The organism is Microvirga sp. TS319, from assembly GCF_041276405.1.
In the GTDB taxonomy this organism is placed as follows: Bacteria; Pseudomonadota; Alphaproteobacteria; order Rhizobiales; family Beijerinckiaceae; genus Microvirga.
The window spans coordinates 1,818,479-1,840,899 of record NZ_JBGGGT010000001.1 but is presented as its reverse complement, the minus strand read 5'-3'; the positions used below and the strand labels follow the sequence as shown (position 1 = coordinate 1,840,899).

21 protein-coding genes and 2 pseudogenes are annotated in these 22,421 nt (G+C 57.9%); 17 read left to right on the top strand and 6 right to left on the bottom strand.

From position 1 onward, the window contains the following. Nucleotides 1–40 precede the first annotated feature (40 nt). Entirely contained in the window at nt 41–715 is a 675-nt protein-coding gene (locus AB8841_RS08390) for a GntR family transcriptional regulator (protein ID WP_370435319.1), read from the bottom strand. Next, nucleotides 712–1,599 carry a dihydrodipicolinate synthase family protein gene (locus AB8841_RS08385; RefSeq protein ID WP_370435318.1) on the bottom strand — a complete coding sequence of 296 codons (888 nt, stop codon included), beginning with the start codon at nt 1,597–1,599 and terminating at the stop codon, nt 712–714. The genes AB8841_RS08390 and AB8841_RS08385 overlap by 4 nt, the downstream gene beginning before the upstream one ends. A gap of 113 nt (nt 1,600–1,712) precedes the next feature. On the opposite strand from AB8841_RS08385, the gene AB8841_RS08380 reads away from it, so the two are divergent. From AB8841_RS08380 to AB8841_RS08370, 3 genes are read left to right on the top strand one after another with little or no spacing between them, the layout of a single operon-like run. Further along, nucleotides 1,713–3,041 (top strand): ABC transporter substrate-binding protein, encoded by a 1,329-nt coding sequence (locus AB8841_RS08380; RefSeq protein ID WP_370435317.1) that lies wholly within the window; start codon nt 1,713–1,715, stop codon nt 3,039–3,041. Nucleotides 3,042–3,084: 43 nt separating this feature from the next. Continuing rightward, nucleotides 3,085–4,023, top strand: coding sequence for a carbohydrate ABC transporter permease (locus tag AB8841_RS08375; RefSeq protein ID WP_370435316.1), 939 nt, complete (start codon nt 3,085–3,087; stop codon nt 4,021–4,023). Then, on the top strand, nt 4,020–4,844 hold the full coding sequence (locus AB8841_RS08370; RefSeq protein WP_370435315.1) for a carbohydrate ABC transporter permease: 825 nt from the start codon (nt 4,020–4,022) through the stop codon (nt 4,842–4,844). The genes AB8841_RS08375 and AB8841_RS08370 overlap by 4 nt, the downstream gene beginning before the upstream one ends. A gap of 49 nt (nt 4,845–4,893) precedes the next feature. On the opposite strand, the gene AB8841_RS08365 is transcribed toward AB8841_RS08370, so the two are convergent. Further along, the gene (locus tag AB8841_RS08365; protein WP_370435314.1) at nt 4,894–5,508 is read right to left on the bottom strand and encodes a hypothetical protein; all 615 of its coding nucleotides are present in this window, start codon (nt 5,506–5,508) and stop codon (nt 4,894–4,896) included. A gap of 97 nt (nt 5,509–5,605) precedes the next feature. Here AB8841_RS08365 and AB8841_RS08360 point away from each other — a divergent pair, with 97 nt between their 5' ends. The 4 genes and pseudogenes from AB8841_RS08360 to AB8841_RS08345 form a co-directional block, all read left to right on the top strand. Further along, nucleotides 5,606–5,887 carry a hypothetical protein gene (locus AB8841_RS08360; protein WP_370435313.1) on the top strand — a complete coding sequence of 94 codons (282 nt, stop codon included), beginning with the start codon at nt 5,606–5,608 and terminating at the stop codon, nt 5,885–5,887. Next, entirely contained in the window at nt 5,878–6,306 is a 429-nt protein-coding gene (locus AB8841_RS08355; protein ID WP_370435312.1) for an alpha/beta fold hydrolase, read from the top strand. The genes AB8841_RS08360 and AB8841_RS08355 overlap by 10 nt, the downstream gene beginning before the upstream one ends. Nucleotides 6,307–7,004: 698 nt before the next feature. Next, nucleotides 7,005–7,742: an aspartate/glutamate racemase family protein gene (locus AB8841_RS08350; RefSeq protein WP_370435311.1), complete on the top strand. Its 738-nt coding sequence runs from the start codon at nt 7,005–7,007 to the stop codon at nt 7,740–7,742. Nucleotides 7,743–7,757: 15 nt separating this feature from the next. Next, nucleotides 7,758–8,237 (top strand): annotated as a pseudogene (locus tag AB8841_RS08345) (aldehyde dehydrogenase family protein); the annotation flags it as partial. Nucleotides 8,238–8,265: 28 nt separating this feature from the next. Here the strand turns inward: AB8841_RS08345 and AB8841_RS08340 are convergent. Next, complete coding sequence (locus AB8841_RS08340; protein ID WP_370435310.1) at nt 8,266–8,619, bottom strand: RidA family protein; 354 nt, start codon at nt 8,617–8,619, stop codon at nt 8,266–8,268. A gap of 33 nt (nt 8,620–8,652) precedes the next feature. Continuing rightward, nucleotides 8,653–9,894, bottom strand: a complete 1,242-nt coding sequence (locus AB8841_RS08335) for a D-amino acid dehydrogenase (protein WP_370435309.1) — start codon at nt 9,892–9,894, stop codon at nt 8,653–8,655. A gap of 628 nt (nt 9,895–10,522) precedes the next feature. Between AB8841_RS08335 and AB8841_RS08330 the strand changes: the two genes are divergently transcribed. The 4 genes and pseudogenes from AB8841_RS08330 to AB8841_RS08315 form a co-directional block, all read left to right on the top strand. Then, entirely contained in the window at nt 10,523–11,977 is a 1,455-nt protein-coding gene (locus AB8841_RS08330) for a flavin-containing monooxygenase (RefSeq protein WP_370435308.1), read from the top strand. Nucleotides 11,978–11,989: 12 nt separating this feature from the next. After that, on the top strand, nt 11,990–12,955 hold the full coding sequence (locus AB8841_RS08325; RefSeq protein ID WP_370435307.1) for an alpha/beta hydrolase: 966 nt from the start codon (nt 11,990–11,992) through the stop codon (nt 12,953–12,955). A 7-nt stretch (nt 12,956–12,962) separates the two neighbouring features. Beyond that, nucleotides 12,963–14,075, top strand: coding sequence for an iron-containing alcohol dehydrogenase (locus AB8841_RS08320; protein ID WP_370435306.1), 1,113 nt, complete (start codon nt 12,963–12,965; stop codon nt 14,073–14,075). Nucleotides 14,076–14,190: 115 nt separating this feature from the next. Next, nucleotides 14,191–14,378 (top strand): annotated as a pseudogene (locus AB8841_RS08315) (NAD(P)(+) transhydrogenase (Re/Si-specific) subunit beta); the annotation flags it as partial. A gap of 119 nt (nt 14,379–14,497) precedes the next feature. Here the strand turns inward: AB8841_RS08315 and AB8841_RS08310 are convergent. After that, nucleotides 14,498–15,229, bottom strand: coding sequence for a GntR family transcriptional regulator (locus AB8841_RS08310; protein ID WP_370435305.1), 732 nt, complete (start codon nt 15,227–15,229; stop codon nt 14,498–14,500). Between the two features lie 662 nt (nt 15,230–15,891). On the opposite strand from AB8841_RS08310, the gene AB8841_RS08305 reads away from it, so the two are divergent. The 6 genes from AB8841_RS08305 to AB8841_RS08280 all read left to right on the top strand — a co-directional run bounded on the left by AB8841_RS08305 (nt 15,892) and on the right by AB8841_RS08280 (nt 22,399). Then, entirely contained in the window at nt 15,892–17,013 is a 1,122-nt protein-coding gene (locus AB8841_RS08305) for an ABC transporter substrate-binding protein (protein WP_370435304.1), read from the top strand. Between the two features lie 22 nt (nt 17,014–17,035). Further along, nucleotides 17,036–17,929 carry a branched-chain amino acid ABC transporter permease gene (locus AB8841_RS08300; protein WP_370435303.1) on the top strand — a complete coding sequence of 298 codons (894 nt, stop codon included), beginning with the start codon at nt 17,036–17,038 and terminating at the stop codon, nt 17,927–17,929. Further along, nucleotides 17,922–18,812 (top strand): branched-chain amino acid ABC transporter permease, encoded by an 891-nt coding sequence (locus AB8841_RS08295; protein ID WP_370435302.1) that lies wholly within the window; start codon nt 17,922–17,924, stop codon nt 18,810–18,812. Before AB8841_RS08300 ends, AB8841_RS08295 begins: the two co-directional genes overlap by 8 nt. Beyond that, nucleotides 18,805–19,596 (top strand): ABC transporter ATP-binding protein, encoded by a 792-nt coding sequence (locus tag AB8841_RS08290; RefSeq protein ID WP_370435301.1) that lies wholly within the window; start codon nt 18,805–18,807, stop codon nt 19,594–19,596. The genes AB8841_RS08295 and AB8841_RS08290 overlap by 8 nt, the downstream gene beginning before the upstream one ends. Next, nucleotides 19,586–20,308: an ABC transporter ATP-binding protein gene (locus AB8841_RS08285; protein ID WP_370435300.1), complete on the top strand. Its 723-nt coding sequence runs from the start codon at nt 19,586–19,588 to the stop codon at nt 20,306–20,308. The genes AB8841_RS08290 and AB8841_RS08285 overlap by 11 nt, the downstream gene beginning before the upstream one ends. 471 nt (nt 20,309–20,779) lie before the next feature. After that, the gene (locus tag AB8841_RS08280) at nt 20,780–22,399 is read left to right on the top strand and encodes a DUF6531 domain-containing protein (protein ID WP_370435299.1); all 1,620 of its coding nucleotides are present in this window, start codon (nt 20,780–20,782) and stop codon (nt 22,397–22,399) included. Nucleotides 22,400–22,421: the final 22 nt, after the last annotated feature.

The following is a 22,421-nucleotide window of genomic DNA, read 5'->3' as shown; positions in this document are numbered from 1 at the left end:
AAGCGCCTCTTCCGGAGTTCGTATCGGCGGAGAATTCTTTTTATTCCAGACGCAGTGCGCGCGCCCGTGCGTGCATGATGTGAGCGGTCACAGCTGCGGTGGCCGCAACGGCGTCGCGGGTCTTCAGAGCCGCGATGATGGCAAGGTGTTCATGCATGACGGGCAGCACGAGGCTCTCGTCCATCCTGGTTTCGTTCTGACGGATAAGACGGACCTTGATCCAGTTCACGCGATAGGCTTTCGAGACGATGTCATTGTTCAGATTGTCGATGACCGTTTCGTGAAACTCGCGATCGACCTGCTGGGCGGCGGCGATGACGGCGCCTGTGACGCCTTGCTCCGCGGCCGTGACAATCGTCCGGTGGGCAGCTTCGATCTCCTCGATCCTGGCATCGCTGGCGCTTTGACAGAAGGATGCGACGGCCTCGCGCTCCAGGATAAGCCTGAACTGAAATGCGTTGCGGATCAGATTGATATCGAGAGGGAGAATTTGCAGCCCTCGCTGCGGCACGGTGACGATGAGGCCCTCGGCCTCAAGACGGGGGATCAACTCCCGCACCGCCCCCAGAGGCTGGCCCGTGAGAGCAACGAGCTCACGTTGGCTGATGAATTGTCCTGGCTTGATATCGCTTTGCAGCAAATGCTGAGTGAATGCATCGTAAGCACGCTCCCTCAATTTGATCTCCGAGCGATGCTTCGTGCGGGACGCCGTCATGAGGAGACTTTCGACCCCGAAGCAAACGGAGCGAGCAACGCGATGGCGCGAGCGGCAACTGTCTCGTCGAGTGTCGACAGGGGAGGTTTGGCGACGGCCCAGGCGCGGTCTCGGCGGATATGGGCGACCAGAGCTTTGACCATGGGAACGACAGGGTGGCTTACGATTTCGTCGACCAGCGCCACGACACGGGGATCGTCGCGTCCGCTCTCCGCCAAGGCAACGATGGCCTCTGGCACGATATTCGCCACGCCGCAGATGGACCCTGCGCCTCCAGCGGCACAGGCGCGGCCAAGGTAACGCTCGTCGCCCACGAGAATGTCGAGGTCCGGAAAGGTCTCGATGAGCGCGAGCGTAGCCTGCGCATCCCCCGCGCTATCCTTGACGCCTCGAAGGGCGCCAGGAAAATCCTGCGCGAGACGAGAGATGACGGGATCGGACAGCGGGACACCGGTCATGCCGGGAATGTGGTAGAGGATGATATCCCGAAGCTGGTTTCCGACAGCCCGGAAGACGGCTGTGAACCACGCGAGAACCGCTTCGTCGGATGCTGGCCGGAAATAGAATGGAGGAGCCAGCAGGACCGCATGGACACCACGGTTCAGGGCCCGTCTCGTGCTTTCGGCGGCTTCCTCGACGGAACAGGCAATAACCCCTTCGACGAGCCGGGCGGCCGGGATCCCGAGCGCGATCAGTTCTGTCGCAACACGGTCGCGTTCACCGGCCTCGACCGACGGGCCTTCCCCTGTGGTGCCGAACAATGTTGCCGAGCGGCAGCCGCGGCGCAGGCAATCGTCTGCATGGCGAGCCAGGCGCGGAACGTCCACGCGGTCCGCCGCAAAAGGGGTGACAAGAGCGGTGCTGATGCCAAAGCGAAGGGACAAGGAAGTCTCCAGTAAACGCCGTGTTGACACTAACATGTTACATGGTGCTTAATTCAATGCAAGTAAGAGAAGCCCGTTGGAAGCATGGGCAATTGAAAGGGAGGAAACGGATCATGGCCGAAGATGGCTCTTTTACCCGTCGCATGTTCCTGGCAAGCACCGCCGCAGCTGCCGCATACGGCCTAGGCGCAGTGCCGGCTTTCGCGGATGTGAACTGGAAGAAATACTCCGGGACGAAGATCGGGGTGAACCTCATCAAGAGCCCGCGCGGCGATCTGCTGCAAAAATACGAGAAGGAGTTCACCGATCTCACGGGGATCGAGGTCTCTTCCGAGCAAGCCCCGGAACAACAGCAACGCCAGAAGGCCGTGATCGAGCTGAACTCGGGAAGCCCGAGCTTTGACGTCATTCACCTGAGCTATCATGTCCAGAAGCGCCAGTTCGAAAAGGCCGGCTGGCTCGCGGATCTCGGCCCATTCACGAAGAATCCGGATCTGACGGAAGCCAGCCTGACGGAAAGCGATTTCTCGCAAGCGGGCCTGCTCTATGCCAGAAATCCGCAGGGGCAGATGCTGTCACTGCCGTTCTCGGTGGATTACTGGATGATCTACTGGAACAAGGAGCTTTTCGCGAATAAGGGCCTCTCCTATCCCGAAACATTCGACGCGATGGTGAAGGCGGCCGAGGCCCTGACCGATCCCAAGGCAGGGATCTACGGTTTCGTGGCGCGCGGCTTGAAGAACGCAAACGTGCCTGTCTGGACGAGCTTTCTTCTCGGCTATGGCATTGACCCCGTCGACGCGAACGGCAATCTCAAGACGGATACGCCGGAGGCGATCGAGGCTGCCAAACTCTATCAACATCTTCTCACGAAATGTGCCCCGCCCGGCGTCGCCGGCTTCAATTGGTCGGAATGCCAATCCGCCTTCCTGCAAGGGAAAATCGGCATGTGGCTCGATGGCGTCGGCTTTGCTCCTCCGCTCGAAGATCCGGAAAAGTCGCGGGTTGTCGGCAAGGTGGGCTACGGTGTCATGCCACGCGGCCCGAAGGCACAGGCGTCCGCGACCTTCGGCGACGGCATCGGCGTGACCGCTGCCAGCAAGAACAAGGAGGCGGCCTATCTCTATTGTCAGTGGGCGATATCGAAGCAGATGGGCGCACGCCTTCTTCAGGCCGGCGGCGGTGTTCCCTTCCGCCAATCTATTCTGAACGATCCGGATACTCGCAAAGGCGTCAAGATGCCGCCAGCCTGGATCGATGCCGTGGTGGAATCCGGCAAGATCAGCAAGCTCGGGCTTCCGGTTGTCCAGCCCGTAACCGAGTTTCGCGACATCATGGGGATCGGGCTGACCAACCTGCTGGGCGGAGCTGATCCGGTCGCTGAGATGAAGAAAGCGACGGATCAGTTCAAGCCAGTGCTCGAACGGAGCGAGAAGGCCTGACGTTCTCCTGCGTCAATGCACAGTGATGGCGTGGAGGATCCCGATGAGCACCCTCGCTGAAAGACCGGTGACGCTTGTTGCGGAGGGGGCGCCCCACAGGGGCGCCCCATCGCAGAGAGCCTACTGGCCATTCGTGATCCCCGCGCTTCTCACTGTTGGCTCCGTGATCGTATTCCCATGGGGGTTCACGGTCTGGATGAGCCTGCATGAATGGAATGTGGGCGGAACCCGGCAATTTACCGGCTTGGCTAACTATGCGCGCCTTGCAACCGACGAGCGCTTCATCACGTCGATCGGGCACACGCTCTTCTACACGGTCCTGGCCGTCGTGCTCCCCTTGATCTTTGGGACCCTTGCGGCCCTGATCTTCAATACACGGCTCCCCTTCAGAGGGGTTCTGCGCGGACTGTTCGTCATGCCCATGATGGCAACGCCTGTTGCCATCGCGCTGGTGTGGACGATGATGTTCCATCCGCAGCTCGGCGTGCTGAACTATCTTCTGTCCCTCGTTGGGATCGGGCCACAGGGCTGGGTCTTCAATTCAGCGACAGTCATTCCATCGCTCGTCCTTGTAGAGACGTGGCAATGGACGCCGCTCGTGATGCTGATCGTGCTAGGGGGCTTGGCCGCCATTCCGCTCGAGCCTTATGAGAGTGCCGCCATCGACGGCGCCAACACTCTTCAGCGTTTTCGCTATATCACTCTGCCAATGATCGCGCCTTTTCTCATGGTGGCCGTGATCATTCGAACCATCGACGCCCTGAAAAGCTTCGACATCATTTACGCCATCACGCAGGGCGGGCCGGGCACTGCCTCCGAAACGATTAATCTCTATCTCTACAGCGTGGCCTTCGCCTATTACGATGTGGGTTATGGATCAGCAATCGCAGTCGTATTCTTTGCTCTTGTGATCGCATTGTCTTTGCTGATGCTCCACCTTCGCCAGAGAACGAAGTGGACCGACGTACAAGGTGGCGCATGACGCTGCGAAAGATATCGAACATCCTAGGTCTTTGGTTCGTTGCGCTTGTCTTGGTGTCACCGGCCGTTCTGTTCTTTCTCTGGATGATCTCGCTCTCGCTCAAATTCGAGGTCGACAATGCGGCCTATCCGCCGATCTTCATTCCCGAGCGGTTTGCCTGGAAGAATTATGTTGGTGTTTTCGAGTCCAATCGCTTCGGTCTGTTCTTCGTCAACAGCCTGATCGTGACAGGCTGTGCGACAGCTCTGGCCCTTCTCATCGGCGTTCCGGCTGGATACGGGATCGCACGCATGCGGGCCACCAAGGCAGCCGTCGTCATTCTGATCGCCCGGATGACACCAGGCCTGTCCTATCTGATCCCCTTGTTTCTGTTGTTTCAGTGGCTAGGTCTGATGGGAACCCTTATGCCCCAGATCATCGCGCACCTTGTGATCACCGTCCCGATCGTCATCTGGATCATGATCGGCTACTTCGAGACGACGCCGATCGAGCTAGAAGAGGCAGCAGTCATCGACGGCGCGAACCGATGGGAGGTCTTTCGTCATGTCGCTCTGCCCATCGCCAAGCCGGGAATCACAGTGGCCTTCATTCTGGCTGTCATATTCTCATGGAACAATTTCGTCTTTGGCGTCGTGCTCGCTGGACGGGATACACGCACCCTGCCGGTTGCCGTGTACAACATGCTATCCTTCGAGCAGGTAAGCTGGGGACCCTTGGCTGCGGCAGCGCTGATCGTCACTCTTCCAGTGCTTGTTCTCACGGTTGCTGCGCAACGGCAGATCATAGCAGGACTGACTGCTGGGGCTGTTAAGGGCGGGTAGAGCATCGAACACGGAAAGTGGGCGCCGCCAGGAGGAGAAGCCGACCGCGTCAATGCTTGCGTGTTCCCTTGCCGCCGTCCGAGCGCTTCACGCTTCCGGTTGTGTCGATATCTTTTGCATTGTCCGCCAGCTTGCCGCGTGACCTAACGACATCCGTACTCCACGCCAGGTTCTCTCCGGGATGCAGATTGGACACGAGCTTGCGGGTCTCGCGCGAAAGCGCCTTCCCGGCACGCGCGACGGGCGTGAAGTCCGAAACCTTGTGCCGTGATCCCACCCGGCCGGTGAACACCCGCAGGCCATCAGGAAACATCACCATGTCGCCCGGACGCAGTGTGCTGTCCGCGAGAAGGGCCGGGAAGGGGTTGTCCATATCGCCGGGATGCCGCGCCTGGATGGGCGCCTTGACCTCCAGAACCTCGACAGGGGCGGGCTTGGGCCGCGCAGAGCCCCGACGAGGCTGACCGGCAAAGGAGTCGGGCTGAAGCTCCACCGGCGGTGGAGGAGGAGCTGCCGGCACGGGCTGACTGAAGCCTCGCAGGAAGTCAAAGAGTCCTTGCGCCCGCGCGGGGACGATGCCGATCGCGAGAGGCACGACCAGAGACACCATCAGGAGGCCCAACAGGCCTTTGAATCCGACACGCTTTGTTGCGACCTTTGCCATTGTGCGCCTCCCGATGAGGGAAGCAACGTGGTTAAGCTTTTCCTGTTCCTGAACTTGGAGCCCGCCCTAAAAATAAACTTATGTTAACGATTCTCGCTTGGCCGGCGGGAACACCATCGAGCCGCCTTGGTTGATTTGCCACCTCCTGCGAGGAGAAGACAGGGAGCGCTCACCGATAGGGCACGGCGCCGACGACGGGCCGGAAGGCTTTCTAATCGCCGCTCCCCATGCTTGGCGGGATGATCGTCTCTGGCATGACATGCAGGCAGAAATGCAGGAGCGCAGCGGAATGAAGCTGCGCGAGCTCTATTTCGATTTGCTTGAGCAGCCTCTTTCACCCGGGCTGACCGGCCTCGTTCAGGAGATGTCATGGCCATGATGATGCGCCCAGCACCAGATCCCGTCTCGGACGGAATCGGCTTCATCGCGCACAGCCTTGCCTTCGCACGCCGCATCGCCGGAACCGGCCATCCGTTTGACGAAGAGGCCCATCGCCTCCTCATCCTGGAGGAAACCCGGCGCGTTTATGATCCTGGCGCATCCAGACGACAGATCGCCGCGATGGCCGTGGCAGGCGATCGTCGCACACGTCTGGCGACGAACACCGCACCGACGCTCGCGATTCATGGGGCCGATGATCCCCTCATCCTTCCGGCTTGTGGCCGGGACACAGCAGCTTCGATCCCGAACGCGGATCTTTTGCTGATCGAGGGAACGGGGCATGATGTGCCGCCTGCGCAGTATCGCACGATTTTCGATGCTATTGACCGGACGGCTTGGCGGTCATCGAGCCACTGAAGCGAGACTCGAAGCACTCAAAAACCCAATCCCCGCTGCCGCACCAACTGCCACGACACCGCTGACGTTCGAGACTATTCCAGGGAAGCAACACGTGCCGAGATTGCAGCGCATCCGTATCCGCACCATACGGTGGGGCTCAGAAGCTCCTGCCGTGCCATCACTCATCTCTCGCAATTGTTGCCCCGCCGCTTTGGCGGTCCGGAGCAAGGGTGGGATGTCGCTGCTCGATACTGCCGCCCGATCCGTTCAGACCTTAGGTTCTGGATAGCCTTAGCGCCCTGTTATGGAAGGGTGTTGTTTGGTTTTGGGTCAGCAGACGGGAGGGGGCAAGGGCCCAGAGAACGAAGTTCCCGGTTCGTCCCAGCTTAATATGAATTTGGGAGTGCGTCCTGTTCCTACCCATAATGAGGACCGGAATCGACACCATAATTCAACATTGAATGATAAGATGCGTTCATTGTTGCATTATATCATAATTCCGTACATATTGATCGAGGCCCAATGACTTTTCGGAAAAACGACGGATGTTCTTAACGAGCTCGGCTCACTGCGCCGCGCAGCAATTGTCGTCTTCATCCGCCTCAGCTTGGGCCCGCACGAATGATCATTTGTTCGATCCTAGACATACGTTGTCCCTCAAAGGAACCAGAGTGGGTCACGCAGCAGTGGAACTGTAACCAGAACTCGGAGGTCTTATGCCAATTTACACAGCAAAGCGGGGAGCAGTCAGTTACGGCCACAGTGTGGGTATGTTGATGATCGACTGCCACATACCCTTTATCCCAGGCGACATCGGAAATGCGCAAACCTTTAAGTACCCGATCCTTTATCGCAAGGTCGAGAGTGCTAGTATCGAGCGGCTCATTGACCATGGCGACATGTCGATATCCCCTCAGGTCATAGAGGCTGCAAAGTATTTGGAATCGCAGGGCGTACGCGCCATTACCAGTGACTGCGGTTTTATGATTTACTTCCAACAAGCAGTTGCCAGCGCCGTGAACGTGCCGGTGATGCTATCCAGCCTAATGCAGTTGACTTTTATCTCGTCCCTGCTGGCCCCGTCTCAGGCAATCGGAATTATTTGCGCGAATGCCAAGAGATTGACACCCGAGCTGATCGCAAAAGCATTCCCCGCGAACGATCGCACGTTGATTGTCGCCGGGATGCAGGATCAGCCAGCGTTTCGGTCTTCCATATTGCTGGAAAGTGGCGATCTCGATAGCGAGGCGGTTGAGCGCGAACTGGTGAATGTTGGAACAAAACTCGTCGAGACGAACCCTTCTATCGGAGCGATACTGCTAGAATGTTCGGATCTGCCGCCTTACGCAAAAGCACTCCAAGACCGTATCAATTTGCCGGTCTTTGACTTCACGACAATGATCGATTTCGTTCACGCAGCTACGTCGCGGAGGCGCTTTGAGGGCACGCTATGAAGCCTCTTGGATTTGCACATCGGCCCGGTCGTCGATACCCGTCAGCTCAAGACGAATACCGACGACATCGAGATCGGCAAGTCGGAAGGTGCGAAGTTGACCTTCGGCGGCGAGCTGATCAAGCGGGCGATGCCCGGCTTCTATCTTCAGCCGACACTGTTCACGGAAGCGACGAATACGATGCGCGTTGCCCGTGAAGAAATCTTTGGGCCGGTTGAGGCGGTCATCCGGATGAAGGATTGCGACGAAGCGCTAGCCGTTGCCAACGACACGCCCTTTGGGCTTTCGGCGGGCATAGCGACGACCAACCTGAAACATGCAACGCATTTCAAGCGAAATTCGGAGGCGGGCATGGTGATGGTCAATCTGCCGACAGCAGGTGTCGATTTCCATGTGCCCTTCGGCGGCCGCGAGGGTTCATCATTTGGCCCGCGTGAGCAGGGTCGTTATGCTGCAGAATTCTTCACGACGGTCAAGACGGCTTATACGCTCGCAAGATCAATGGTGACACCGGACGTTTCAATTAGGTCGTCGCGGTCACCTGAATTTCTACGATGAACTGAGGCGCTGCCAGGCGAGATTCGACGCATGCCCGAACCGGGGTGCTGCCTCGGACAACCCAGTTGTCCCAGACCTCATTCATTTCGTTGAACATAGCAATATCGGCAAGCCAGATTGTTCCCGAAACGACCTTAGACTTGTCGCTGCCTGCAGCGGCAAGTAGCTCGTCGATTCGATCAAGGATATCTTTCGTTTGCTCTCCAACGCTAGCGCCGGGAGCTCGCAGTGCGACGATCCCCGCTGTCGTGACGATACCGTTTACGACGACTGCCTGGCTCATGCGAGGCCCAACTTCAATGCGTGTTATGTTGCTCATGTTCCAAATGATTTCTTGCAGTTCGGTTGCAATTCAATCCACAACCTGTTCAATCGGGAACGCTGGCGTGCGACCGCTGATCACATCGGCGGCGAGTCTCGCCGAACCATGAGACATGGTCCATCCTATGTGTCCATGACCGGTATTGTAGAAAAGGTTTCGATGCTTCTTCTTGCCGATTATCGGCAAGTTTGTGGGCGTCATCGGTCGCAAGCCGGCCCACATTTGCGGCTTGTCGTGCTCAGCGCCATCCGGGTAAAGTTCGCGAGCAATGGCTGCCATGAACTCGAAGTCGCTCGGTTTGTAGGATGTATTGTATCCGGCGAATTCAGCTGTCGCAGTGACCCGAACGCGATCTCCAAATGGAGAGATCGCGACGAGATTTTCCTCGTCGACGGAGCCGATTGTCGGCGGCGACTTTTTGGTTCCGATCGGGATTGTCAGAGAGTAGCCCTTTACCGGATAGATTGGCAGAGACACACCGATCTGTCTTGCAAGTCGTGGTGCTCCATTTGCCAAGCACATCACGTAAAGATCAGCCTTCACACGGCCTTTCGACGTGCGTACGGCGGTGATTTCGTCACCAGATGTCTCGATCTCAAGGATCTCTTCCTCGGTGCGAATCTCCACCCCGTTGGAGCCGAGATGAGCAGCAAGCGCGGTACCGAATTTGTTGCAGTCCCCAGTTTCATCTGTCGGGCAGTAGATTCCGCCGGCGATCTTGTGGCCGACACCCCGCAACGAGGGCTCCAAGGCCAAAACCTGATTGCGGTCAAAGACTTCGATCTTCTGGCCCAACCGCGCCATAATGCCCATGTGGTCGACACCTGCATCTAACCGAGCTTGGGTTCGGTAGAAATACAGGATGCCCCGGGTCACGCGGTCGAACTTGAGATCGAGATCGGCCAAGGTTTCATGGAGAATGCACTGGGAGTAAGACGCCAGCTTGTGCTTGCGAACTGTGTTGTACTCCGATCGCTTTGCCGTGCACTGAGTGAGAAATTGCAGCGACCAAGTCCAAAGCCGCGGATCCAGTGACGGCTTAAATCGCAGCGACTGATTTCGAAGAACCAGCGATTTCAGGAGAATCAATGGAGCGTGCGGGGAAGACCATGCAAACGAATGACCGGGCGCGATCATGCCGGCATTGCCCCAGCTCGTTTCAATCGCGACGCCAGGATTTTTTTCGATAACGGTCACCTGATGACCCTGCTTCATCAACTCGTAAGCAGTTGTGATTCCGACAATGCCGCCGCCCAACACCGCGATTTGCATCTTCTCTCGCTTTCCACTTCTTCCCACGAGCGCATTAGGTTGTGAATTCAATGTTGCATGCAACGTAGTATTATGTCAAATATGCGTGAAAATCTCTATCAGCACCTGATCTCAGGAACGATGGAATGGGGGAGATGCAGATATCCGAGGGCTCAGGGCTTCGAGCGTCTCTTTGGGCTGCAACAACATCGGCGCCTCCGCGAACCGCAATGCAGTTTGCGCTCTGCAGAAGAACCAACCGGCTGACAACGGGTACTATTGGCAGGCCCCTACGAGGCCGAGAGGCGGTCGCGAAGGGAAAGAAGGCTCTGAACGACCATTGCTTGCAGGTGAGTAACGTCACCTTTAATCCCCCGTGCTCCGGGAGCGCCGATCCCGCCGATAATTGTCTTCCATCGCTTTTCCGGCGGACAGGTGGAATTTGCGCCACCGGAGACTTTAATGGCCGCGGCATTGGACCAATGCCTATTGCACCCGTCGTCACAACGAAAGTTCGCTCAGGATGCCCGAGCAAGTCTTCCATAGAGCCGCGTCCTGAGCGGCACGTTCCAAGGAGCGACTGCTCTAAACGCTAGGCTCGCCGCCGCGAGTTCGGCGCATTCTCAATGAAATTTCGGAGGAACTTGGCATGCCTAGTGACGTGGACGTTCTAATTATCGGCGCGGGTTTTGGCGGCATCGGAATGGGGATTTCCCTGTTGAACTCCGACTCGACGAGCTTCGTCATCATTGAACAGGGACCCGATGTCGGGGGAACATGGCGCGACAACACGTATCCTGGATCGGCATGCGATACCGAATCCCATCTCTATTGCTTCAGTTTCTCGCCAAATCGATCCGTCAGTAGGGTCTACGCCCGACAACCTGAGCTCTTGGCCTACATCCGCAGACTGGTCGATGAGTATGATCTGAGAAAATTCCTTCAGTTTAACACCTCCGTAGATAAGCTCGTATGGGATGCCCCTGCGAAGAGCTGGTTAGTTCACCTCAACAACAGTGAAGTGATCAGGGCCCGGAATGTTGTTGCAGGCTGGGGTCAGCTGAACCGACCGAGCATGCCGGCGATTCCGGGGCGCGAGGATTTTGCCGGCGTGGCATTTCATTCCGCGCGCTGGCGGCACGATATCTCGCTTGCAGGAAAGCGTGTGGCCAGTATCGGAAATGCCGCCAGCGCGATCCAATACATTCCTGAGATCGCGCCATTGGTATCTCACTTCGAGGTATACCAGAGAAGCCCGAACTGGATCGTTCCGAGACTCGACCGCCCCTACACCGACGATGAGATGCGCGTCTTCTCAGAAATTCCGGGGCAGTTCGAAAGAAGCCGGAAAGGGATCTTTGACTTTCGCGAAAGCGTCTTCCAACGCATGATGGCGGGCACAGCGTCCGCGAAGGAGCTGGAGGAGGTTGCCAAGGCTCACCTCCGCTCGCAGGTATCGGATGTCGAGCTCCAGCAAAAACTGACACCCGACTACCCAATCGGTTGCAAACGCATTCTCCGTTCCGACGATTATTATCCGGCTTTGGTCCGCGATAATGTGGAACTGGTTACCGAGAGAATTGAGCGTATTACTTCTGAAGGGATCGTCACCTCAGACGGGAGGCTCCATCCTTTAGACGTGATCATCTACGGAACCGGATTCGAGACACGATCATTCCAAGGACCAGTCGAGATCCTTGGAGAAGAAGGGTTAAGTTTGCGCGAATTCTGGGCCGGAGAGCCGACCGCGTATCTCGGGATTTGCGTGCCGAAGTTCCCAAACTTCTTCATGCTCTATGGGCCAAACACAAATCTTGGCCATAACTCCATTCTGCAAATGCTTGAGGCTCAATTCAACTACGTTCTGCAAGCCCTCGCATTTCAGCGTAAGAGCAACGTAGGCGCCACTTCCATCAGAGAAGACGTGTTTGAGGCCTACGATCGCAAAGTTCAGGCAGAAATCCAGAAAAGTGCTTGGGCGGGCAACTGCAACAGCTGGTACAAGACAGAAACCGGGCGTGTCGTGAACAACTGGTCAGGTACGGTTCGCGATTACCAGGCAGTCACGAGCCAGCTCGAGCCCGCTGAATTCGAAACGCGCTGAGGGACGAACAGCATGGTTTCGTCGAAGACCACGGCTCTCAATGCCGACGCGCTCGAATTTCTTCGAAAGGCTCGTGAAAGCGCGCGCCTCCCTTTTCAGGAAATGGCACCCGAGGAAGCAAGGAAGCTTTACGAATCCTCGTGTTGCATGACGGCCTTCTCCGTTACAGAACTTGCGCAAACGCAGGACCTGTCGGTAGCAACAGCGCAGCATGCTGTTCCCATTCGGATATACAGGCCGATGCGGAGCGCACCGGGTGGGAGCCCAGCAATCCTCTACATTCACGGCGGAGGGTGGGTGTTGGGAAGCATCTCGACACACGATGCGATCTGCCACATGTTAGCGACGTCGGTGGATGCCGTCGTTGTTGCGGTCGACTACCGACTTGCTCCCGACTATCCGTTCCCGGCCGGCTTCAATGATGTCCTGGCCGCGTACCATTTTGTCTGTCACAATGCGACTGAGTTGGGAATCGACCCCACTCGCGTAGCATTGGCCGGCGACAGCGCCGGGGGTGCGCTCGCAGCTTCATTGGCACTTGCACTCAGGACCGAAGTCGACGTTCCACCAATAGCACAGGTCTTGTTCTACCCTGTAACCGACATTTCCACGGAATCGCAAGGATACGAGCGTGTGCAGGACGGGAGTATTCTGACAGCGCAAACCATGCGTTGGTTCCGAGATCATTATGCTCCTCGATCGCTCGATAGGCACGATTGGCGTGCTTCTCCCATGAAAGCCCAGTCGCTTCATGGTGCAGCTCCCGCTCTGATCATCACGGCTGCTCACGACCCGCTCTGCGAAGAAGGCGGCGCCTACGCGGAGCGCCTCGAGCGGGACGGCGTGCCCACGACCCATGTGCATCTGGAAGACCAGATGCATGCGTTTCTAACGATGGGCGGTATTATCCCTTCGGCGCGGGTCCCCTTTGACTATGCTGTCCAGTTTCTCCGCCAAAGACTTTTTCCCAGCGAGTGAGGTCGCAATGTCGGTCATCAACTACATAACAAAAGTTGAATTCGGCGAAGGCAGTATCGCCAAGTTGCCAGCGATTCTCGCTGATCTTCGTGTAAGACGTCCACTGATCATCACTGATCCCGGGATCGTCGCAGCAGGCCTGCTGAAACGCATTCCTTCTGAGATATTAGACCAAGCCGCACTTTATTCGGGCACGCCGGCAAATCCGACAGAGGAAGCCGTTCTTTCGGCTTACGCGCAATACAAGCAAGCCAATTGTGACGGAATCGTCGCTATCGGCGGCGGTTCGTCAATTGATCTCGCAAAGGGCGTCCGTCTTCTCAGTGGCCATGGGGCTCCCCTCGCGCAATATGCAGCGGTATCGGGGGGCGTTTCAAAGATCCACGCCAATATATGTCCGCTCGTTGCCGTTCCCACCACGGCCGGCACCGGCTCCGAGGTTGGTCGCGCCGCCGTGATCATCACAAGTGATGGACGAAAACTTGGTATCATCAGTCCGTTTATCGTTCCGTCAGTTGCAGTTTGCGATCCGGAACTAACATATGGGCTACCCGCGTTCCTGACGGCGGCAACGGGTATGGACGCCATCTCGCATTGCCTTGAAACTTTCATGGCGCCGAGCTTCAATCCTCCTGCGGACGCGATCGCTCTCGATGGTCTGCGGCGGGGACTGCGCTCAATTCGAGCCGCAACATTCGATGGAAACGACGCCGACGCTCGCCGAGGGATGATGGTCTGTGCCCTTGAGGGCGCAATGGCATTCCAGAAAGGACTGGGAGCTGTTCACGCGCTCACCCATCCGCTAGGTGCAATTCGTGAACTCAATCTCCATCACGGAACGCTCAATGCAGTGCTTATGCCTGCGGTCCTGCGGTTCAACCGTGGGGTGATCGGCGAAAAGTGGGCCATTCTTTCAGAGATCTTGGGAGGGGCACCAGACGAGATGATGTTCCAACTCAGCAAGGAACTGAAACTGCCCACCGGGCTCGGCGAATTGAAGGTGACCGATCCCATGATGGAGAATGTTTCCGTGCAGGCGCTCAAAGATCATTGCCATCTTACCAACCCGAGAACACCGATTCAGGAGGAGTATCTCGCTCTGCTGAGGGAATCCAGATAAGTGGTTGGTCGTCGAACCCAGGTCGACAAATGGTTTGAACGTTTGCTATCAGAAACGTTGCCGACATCAGTCACTTGGTATGGCTCAGATCTCGCAAGCCTGCGCGACAGCGAAGCCGAGCAACCCGATCGCCGGGATGCCGGCTCGCGAGGTCCTGAAGGCCAGCAGGTCCTCGTGTCGAAGCGTGGGCAGGGGACGGGCTATTCCGGGATCGAGAACCCACTCTTCTACAAGGACAACACCCGCATGTTCTCCGGTGACGCCAGGAGGTCGATCGGCAGATTGCTTGCCAGTCTCGTGTGATTGATACCGTGTCTCTCAAGGACGCCCGGACTGCGAGGGCGCCGTCCAAACGTGTTCTACGCCAACGAAAACAGCGTCCCGGAAGCCCGACCCCGACGGGAGTGACAGTTCAACCCATATCAGTCATGGGAAATGTACAGGATTGCTGCGCCTTCTTTCAGGATATCCAATAGCTCTTCTTGACGCTTGACGATAATGGATCGGAGCACTTTTATCGCTTCCTTCTCATTTCGTGTCTGGAGCACTTCAAGAAGCTCTCTGTGTTTGCGGTAACTATCTTCGTGTTCGGGGCCATTTAGACTTGCCCATCGAATGAAATGGATACGAGCGTTCAAGTTACGGAGAGCGTCGACAAATTCTGGATTCTGCCCGAGACCGACAAGCCGCTCATGAAAAGATTCGTCGCCCTGAATCAGCTCCTCTTTCGTGCTATTCTTCTTCGCCGAGAACTCATCCCAGAACGCCATAAGGTCATGTATCTCTTCGTCCTTCGCACGCTGCACTGCCAAGCGAACTCCTTCCGTCTCGAGGAATACCCGAAATTCGTATAGGTTAGTGATCTCGTGCGCACTGATCTTCGGGCGGTAGAAGCCCGCAGACGGCTCGAAACGGAGAAGCTGCTCGACGACCAGCCTGCTCAACGCTTCGCGGACAGGTGTCCGACTGACGCCAAATTTCTTTGCAAGTTCAAGCTCATTTATCTTTTCATTGGGCTTGATCTCATAGGTCAGGATGAGACGACGCAGCCCATTATAGGTCCGGGTCATTACGCTGCCGCCAGAGACTTGAGGTTTGGATCGCTCTTTCCGTGCAGGTTTTACGGTACCGGATTGAGGGTCGAGGTTTGTCACTCTACGTCCTTTCGATGACTTCAGTCTGTCGACAATAACGAATAATCTGAACGGACACCGGGGCACAGGTCCGTAACGAAGGTCGGATAGCCTCGTCCGTTCCCGCACGGCTCCATGCGCTTGATCGGTCCAATTTCGCCGCGGCGCTCCTCTACTGCTTCGACGTGGCTCTCAAGCAATTCCCAAGTCCATTCGAGCGTCTTGCTCCTGCTGTAACGGGGCGAAGCGGTCTGACCAAGAGCGGCAGCAAGCGTCAACCCAAAACCATTGGTAACTCTATACGACGGCATTTTGTCTTAATGCACCGCTGAATACAATTGTGAATTGAACGGTCCAGGGATTTGGATGGCCCTCGCAGGACTGGGTGCGCACGTACAACTCGGTATCCGGAAAGAGCCCCCAAATGGATTTGACACGATATTATGTTTGGTATTCTATAGTGAATATCAACATGCATTCGGATGTGGCGGGGTGCGTCGCTAATGCGTGTAGGCCGCGAAGCATCCGGCGAAGGGCAAGGCGAAAGAGTATCACCTCCTGGTGCTCGCGTCTCGCCACCCAGCTCAGTGCGCGCCCTTCGATCTGAATAGCAAGAGCCGTGAGAAGCGGACGTATTTCCACCGATGAAAGCTGAACTTTCCTGGGCAAATAAGGGAACGACAATGACAGAACTCAATAGACGACAGTTTCTCGCTTCAGCCACCGCTGCCGGGGTCGCGAGTACTCTTCCCTCTCGGGTGCTGGCCGGGGCCGGCAATCCGGCGACCTTTGGACTCATTCTTCCCCTGACAGGCGCGAGTGCGTCCGTGGGGGAGGATATGCGGCGTGGTGCGGAACTTGCACTTGAGCGAGTGAACGCGAAGGGAGGAGTTCTCGGACAGCCCCTTAAAGTCCTGATCGAGGATTCTGCGGGTAATGCCCAGGTTGCCCTGACAGCAGCCAGAAAGCTTGTTTCTGTCGACCGAGCAAATGTCGTCATGGGCGAGTATTCATCGGGCGTAACAGTTCCGGTACGTGAAGCCCTCGGCCGTGAAGGAATCCTGCATGTAAACTACGGCTCGTCTGCGACGACCCTTCGCAAGCCAGGTGGTGGGAGAGCTTTCTCCGTCATTGGATTGGACGACGTGCTCGCGAAGTTCTCCGCCGACGCGATCGTCAGCCGGAATTTCAAGAAGGCGGTTGTTATTCTCCCAAACAATGCATTCGGCAAGTCGATGGCCGCGGCATTCGAACAGGCCTACAAAGCCCGTGGCGGCGCGATTTCCCAGATGATGCTCTATACCGAGGGGCAGCCGAGTTACCGACGTGAGTTGCAACAACTCGCTCGGCATCAGCCCGAAGTGATCGTCTATTGTGCCTACGGCCAGGAAGCCGCGATCATCAATCGCGAAGGCCTTGAACTTGGCCTCAAGACTACGCCTTGGTTCGGCCTGTATCTTTCCATGTGCGCAAGCGATGCGCCCAAGCCATCGGTCGAAGATCAGCTGGGTGCCGAGGTGAACTTCATCGGTCCGGATAGCTCCTGGTACCGGGACCTATACAAAGCAAAATACAACGAGGACTTCAGGTCCGCATTCAATGGCTACGTTTTCGACGCCGTTTGCATGGCCGCGGAGGCGATTAACAAGGCGGGTGTGCTCGATCCGGATCCTGTCATGGCTGCCGCCAAATCCCTGAGTTATCAAGGGGCTACTGGCACGATCACGCTCGACAGTGACAACGAGAGATCACGACAGGACTATCTGTTGGGGATCGTAAAGGGCGGTGCTGTCACGGCGCTCTGACGACTGCCATCCGGAGAGCGAAATGATGCAGCTAATTGTCGACTCGCTTCTGCGAGCGAACGATCTCCTATTGGTGACCCTGGGTCTCAGTACGGTCTATGCGCTCGTGCGGTTTCCCAACTCGGCCCAGCCGGAGTATGCCACGATCGGAGCTTTCCTCGCATTGTTCCTTGTCAATGCCGGGATTCCGCTGGTCGCGTCAGCGGCAATTGCGACCATTGCGACCGGAATTGTGGCGGTGCTGATGCACCGTCACGTCTTCCGAAGGCTTCTGAGAATATCGCCGGTCGTTGCGATGATCGGATCCTTCGCTGTCGCGATGATCATACGAGCGGCGCTTCAGGCGATCGCCAGCACGAAATCAGAACGATTCGATCTGCCGCTGGAAACGCCTATCAAATTCTTCGGCGCTTCGATTACCGTCGTTCAAGCCACCGTGCTGGCAATCACGATGTCAACGTGCATCGTATTCTTCATTGTTCTCTATTGGACGAATCTCGGGAGAAGCATGCGCGCGGTCGCAACGCAGCCCGAGCTTGCAAAAGCATGCGGGATCAGCACTGAACGCGTCTTGAATAGAATTGGTTTCATTTCCGGTTGCTTCGCTGGATTGGGCGGCGTTCTCCTGGCGATCACCAGCCAAGTCTACTTTAACCTCGGGCAAGATTTACTGCTTCCGGTATTTGCCGCAGCGATTGTTGGGGGATTAGGAAGCCCAGTTGGTGCGGTTCTCGGCGTTCTGCTCCTCGCCTTCGTAGAGACGGCTGTCATCAATCTCGATTTCGGTTTTCTGACAGGCCAAGATTTCAGCTACATTTCGATCGCCTATGGACCGGCGGCAAGCTTCTTGCTTTTGATTATCACGCTGATTTTGCGGCCGCGCGGGCTCTTTTTCCAGGAGACCAAACGTGTTTGATTTCATTCTCGACGTGTTGATCGTGGCCGCGGCTTACAGCATCGCAGCCCTCAGCTTGAATCTTCAGGCTGGGATCGGCGGTATGATGAACTTCGGTCAAATTGCCTTCTTTGGGGTTGGCGGCTACGCTGTCGCTCTCGGAGTACAGGCGGGGCTACCTCCCGTTCTTGCCGCCGCAGTCGGGATCGCGGCCGGTTGCCTGTTTGGAGGGCTCACCGGACTTTTGGGGAGAAGTCTGGACACGGAGTACTGGGCCATTGCCACGCTCGGTCTCGCGGAAATCTTTCGTATCGTCCTCATCAACGAATCCTGGCTCACGGGCGGCGCTGGCGGTACAGGGGTCGGGCAACCGCTGTTTCCCGGCATGAGCGGCCGGGAGAATATGCTCGCGTTCATAGCAACCGGCGCGACCGCAGTCCTCGTGTCCTTCCTGTTCGTGCGGCGTCTCACGGAATCGCAGTTCGGCCGGATTCTTCGCCTTCTTCGGGAGCAGCCGGATCTGTGTGCTTCGTTCGGCCACAACCTGACTGCCTACAAGGCTGCCGGCATGGCGATCGGCGGCGGGGTCGCGGCCCTGGGTGGCAGTGTTCTGACGCTCTACATCAGCTACATCAACCCAGGGGACTTGGTGGCGTTCGGCACATTCCTCTTCTGGGCCATGGTGATCATCGGCGGCATCGGCAACAATTTCGGAGCGCTGCTCGGGGCGTTTGTCGTCCAGTTCATCTTCAGCTTAGCTCTGTTCGCGAAAGACTGGTTCGGCGTCCCCTCTGAGATGGTCGGCGCACTCCGCTTGCTGTTAATCGGCGTCACGCTTCTGCTGTTCCTGCTCCTTCGGCCTGAGGGCGTCGTGTCTGAAAAGATAAGGAAAATCGATGCTTAGCGCGAAGGGGGTTCATAAGTCGTTCGGGCGGGTGAATGTCTTGATGGGCGTTGACCTGTTTGTCGACCGGGGAGAAATCGTCGGACTTTTAGGTCCCAATGGATCCGGAAAGACGACATTGCTCAACGTTCTTTCCGGTTTTCTATCGGCGTCGAGTGGCACGACAACATTTGACGGGCACGATATCAGCGGCCTTTCAAGTCATGGCATCAGTCAGCTAGGCATGAGGCGAACTTTCCAGCTCCCGCGCATGCCATCGAAGATGAGCTGTGCAGAGGTGCTCCTGACAAGTGTCGAGCAAACTGCGGGCAGCAGCATATGGAGTCTTTTCACAAGGCCGGGCGCTGTACGAACGGAGGAATGTAGGGCCAGAGGTCAAGTGGCCGAGATGCTCGATATATTGGGCCTTCGTCCTGTTGCAGATCGCCCTGCATCAGCTCTGTCGGGTGGGCAGCAGAAGCTGCTCGCGCTTGGGGCGGCGGTGCTTGGTGGAGCGAAGCTATTGCTCCTCGATGAACCGACTGCAGGCGTAAACCCTTCACTGCGGCTCAAGCTCATCGATAACCTGAAAATGCTGCGTGATCGTGGTGTCACACTGATTGTCGTAGAGCACGACATGGGATTCGTTGGTCGATTGTGTGAACGCTGCGTTGTCCTCGATCAAGGTAAGATCATTGCAGACTGCCCTCCAGGCGATCTCATGAATCATGAAAGCGTCGTTGAAGCATATCTGGGGAAAGGTGCGGCCGCGACGCTTGTGAGGAGTACTGCAAATGTCAATTGAATTGCTCGGCGTAACTGCCGGATACGTACCAGGCGTCGACATCCTTAACGGACTCGACATGCGCGCCGAACGGGGAGAGATCGTTACTGTAGTGGGGCCAAACGGGTCGGGGAAGTCTACAAGCCTGAAGGCTGCAGCCGGCTACATTCCGCCGAGAAAAGGGGAAGTGCGTATCGAGGGGAAGTCTGTCGGACAAATACCGGTTGATCGCCGGATTCGAGACCATTCGATTGCAATCGTCCCGCAATCCGACAACGTTTTCGGCGCGCTCAGCGTTTGGGAAAACCTTAACCTCGGTGGCACCTTTATGAGCGCGATCGCCCGCATGCAACGGATCGAAGAGCTTTCCAGTCGTTATCCGCTGCTGCGTCGTAAGATGTATGAAAAAGCCTACACGCTGTCCGGTGGTGAACGGCAACTCTTGGCGATCGCCCGTGCTCTCATGCCTTCACCGAAATATCTCTTGCTCGATGAGCCATCCGCAGGCCTCTCCCCCTCCATGCTTGCCGATGTCTTCGAGGCTATCGTTCAGCTTGTAAGGCAAACAAACATTGGCATTCTTTTGGTCGAGCAAAATGCCGTCCAGGCTCTGGAGATATCTGATCGCGCCTACGTCCTTGTGTTGGGAAAGTCAGCGCTTACGGGGAAGGCAAATGAATTGTTGGCAAATCCTCGTGTGCGCGATTTATATCTCGGCGGTGAGTTACATTAGTTGCCAAGGACCGACATTAGGCGCGGCGCATGTGCCGATCTTGAGTTTGTAAGTAACGAAATCTGTCACCTCCCCATTTGTGGGTGTCGGACAGCGGTTGGATGGACAAGCCTTCAGCTCTGTTGAGGTTGCCGAAGGCTTCGATGCCTTCGGCTGGGCGCCGAAATAGGTCTCAGGCGGCTTATGAAAGATCCGCTTCCAAACAATCTCCTGTGTGCTCACCCCTTTCGATGCCGTGGCCATGCGTCTGGCGCCAAGGGTGGGCGCATCCGCTAGAACCCCGGCCAGCATTGCGGGATGCTGCGCGGCATTATGTCGGAACGGTTTGTCCGATCCTCAAATGTCTCCAGGAGGCACAGAACCGTCATCCACAACCCGGCCGGCTGCGGTTCCGCAGGGTGAGCTTGACGATACGCGAAATAATGTTGCCTTTTTCGAGTGGTCCACGCGCCTCAGGAGAAGCACCCCGTCATGCTGCGTTCCCTGCTCCACCTTCTGCCCGCCCTGCCGCTGCTGGCCGGGCTGGGCCTCGCTGCCGCCTCGGCCCAGACCCAAGGCGAAGGCGTGCTGGGGTGGCGGGTAGTCCCACCTGATCGTATTCCGGAATACTATACGACCCCGATTGCGGCCTGCAGACGACAGCACGAGGTCTACAATCCTGACGCGACGTTTTACGGATACAAGGATAACCCGCAATCTTGGTCGACCAAAACCTGCGATTGGTGCCTCCTTAATGTTGGCGCGCAAGCTTGCTGGTTTGCACGACCTGGTCCGACTGATTTCATCTGTGCGTCTGGCTATTCGCGGGTTTATCCCGGCTCGTGCGTGAAGGCGGCGGATCCGCGGGAGGAGGTGCAAGCCTGCGAGGGCAGCGGCGGATCGGTCAATCCGGTCACGCCGCATCCGATCGCCATCCTCACCGGCGCCAAGCTGCTCTCGGCCACCGACTTCGCCGCCCCCGACGGCGACTTGCGGCTCGAGCGGACCTACCGCAGCCGCGGCGGCAGCGCCTTCGTCGACGCCCCGCCGCTCGGCCTCGGGCTCGGCTGGCGCCTGGCGTTCCAGCACGAGCTGGCCATCGACCCGTCCTTTTCCACCACCCAGCGCGTCACCCTCAAGACCGCCGACGGCGCGTCTTATGACTTCCAGCGCCAGAGCGACGGTTCCCTGACGCCGGTCTATGCCAGCACCCGCAACGGCGCCCGCAACGCCGAATACCGGCTCGCCTTCGAGGGGCCCTGGCCGGCCGATCTGTCCCAGGTCCGGCGCATGAAGACCCGCTGGCGCTTCACCGACCCGCAGGGCGCCACCTGGATCCTGGAGAGCTTCGACCAGCCGGGGCTCAATGCCTTCTTCGAGGTGGCCCGGCCCGTGAGCCTCGCCCGCCGCGACGGCTACGGCCAGAGCTTCGCCTACGGGCCGCTCTCCGAGCTTGCCAGCCTCACCGACAGCTTCGGGCGGCAGATCGCCTTCACTTGGCACTACGCCACCACCGGCGGCCCCGCAACGATCACCTACCCGGCGGCGCTGGCCTCGGCCACGGTGCCGGGCGGCAGCCGGATCGCCTATGCGTACGAGCCGCTCTCCCCCGCCGACAGCCCGGCCCGGCCCGAGCGGCTGGCGCGGGTGACGCAGACGGCGGCGGACGGAGCGCTCCTGGAGCAGACCGCCTATCTGCACGAGGATGTGCGCTTTGCGTCCCAGGTGACCGGCATCGTGGACGCGCGTGGGGTGCGCACCCTGACCGTCGCCTACGATGGGCGCGGGCGGGCGGTCGCGAGCGAGCTGGCCGAAGGCGCCGAGCGGGTGAGCGTGGACTATGGCGAGGCCACCACGCCGCTGACCACCCGCACGGTGACCAACGCGCTGGGCAAGCGGACCGTGTACCGGTTCCGGGCCACGGGTCAGGGCGCGTTCCGGCTCGAGGGGGTGGACGGCCTGCCGTCCCCCAACTGTGTCGGGAGCACCCGCGCCTACACCTACGACGCCAACGGCTGGGTGCTCAGCACGACCGACGAGGAAGGGCAGGTGACCGCCTATCTCCGCGACGCCCGCGGCCTGCCCACCACCGCCACCCGGTCCCATCCTTGAACCCACCGCTCGCCTTCGAGGG

Bases quoted from the DNA above. Each gene is read 5' to 3' on its own strand.
- AB8841_RS08320 (WP_370435306.1), top strand. From the start codon at position 12,963: ATGTCGGTCATCAACTACATAACAAAAGTTGAATTCGGCGAAGGCAGT.
- AB8841_RS08375 (WP_370435316.1), top strand. From the start codon at position 3,085: ATGAGCACCCTCGCTGAAAGACCGGTGACGCTTGTTGCGGAGGGGGCG.
- AB8841_RS08305 (WP_370435304.1), top strand. From the start codon at position 15,892: ATGACAGAACTCAATAGACGACAGTTTCTCGCTTCAGCCACCGCTGCC.
- AB8841_RS08285 (WP_370435300.1), top strand. From the start codon at position 19,586: ATGTCAATTGAATTGCTCGGCGTAACTGCCGGATACGTACCAGGCGTC.
- AB8841_RS08365 (WP_370435314.1), bottom strand. From the start codon at position 5,508: ATGGCAAAGGTCGCAACAAAGCGTGTCGGATTCAAAGGCCTGTTGGGC.
- AB8841_RS08290 (WP_370435301.1), top strand. From the start codon at position 18,805: ATGCTTAGCGCGAAGGGGGTTCATAAGTCGTTCGGGCGGGTGAATGTC.
- AB8841_RS08280 (WP_370435299.1), top strand. From the start codon at position 20,780: ATGCTGCGTTCCCTGCTCCACCTTCTGCCCGCCCTGCCGCTGCTGGCC.
- AB8841_RS08340 (WP_370435310.1), bottom strand. From the start codon at position 8,619: ATGAGCAACATAACACGCATTGAAGTTGGGCCTCGCATGAGCCAGGCA.
- AB8841_RS08355 (WP_370435312.1), top strand. From the start codon at position 5,878: ATGGCCATGATGATGCGCCCAGCACCAGATCCCGTCTCGGACGGAATC.
- AB8841_RS08380 (WP_370435317.1), top strand. From the start codon at position 1,713: ATGGCCGAAGATGGCTCTTTTACCCGTCGCATGTTCCTGGCAAGCACC.
- AB8841_RS08350 (WP_370435311.1), top strand. From the start codon at position 7,005: ATGCCAATTTACACAGCAAAGCGGGGAGCAGTCAGTTACGGCCACAGT.
- AB8841_RS08300 (WP_370435303.1), top strand. From the start codon at position 17,036: ATGATGCAGCTAATTGTCGACTCGCTTCTGCGAGCGAACGATCTCCTA.
- AB8841_RS08335 (WP_370435309.1), bottom strand. From the start codon at position 9,894: ATGCAAATCGCGGTGTTGGGCGGCGGCATTGTCGGAATCACAACTGCT.
- AB8841_RS08330 (WP_370435308.1), top strand. From the start codon at position 10,523: ATGCCTAGTGACGTGGACGTTCTAATTATCGGCGCGGGTTTTGGCGGC.
- AB8841_RS08325 (WP_370435307.1), top strand. From the start codon at position 11,990: ATGGTTTCGTCGAAGACCACGGCTCTCAATGCCGACGCGCTCGAATTT.
- AB8841_RS08390 (WP_370435319.1), bottom strand. From the start codon at position 715: ATGACGGCGTCCCGCACGAAGCATCGCTCGGAGATCAAATTGAGGGAG.
- AB8841_RS08370 (WP_370435315.1), top strand. From the start codon at position 4,020: ATGACGCTGCGAAAGATATCGAACATCCTAGGTCTTTGGTTCGTTGCG.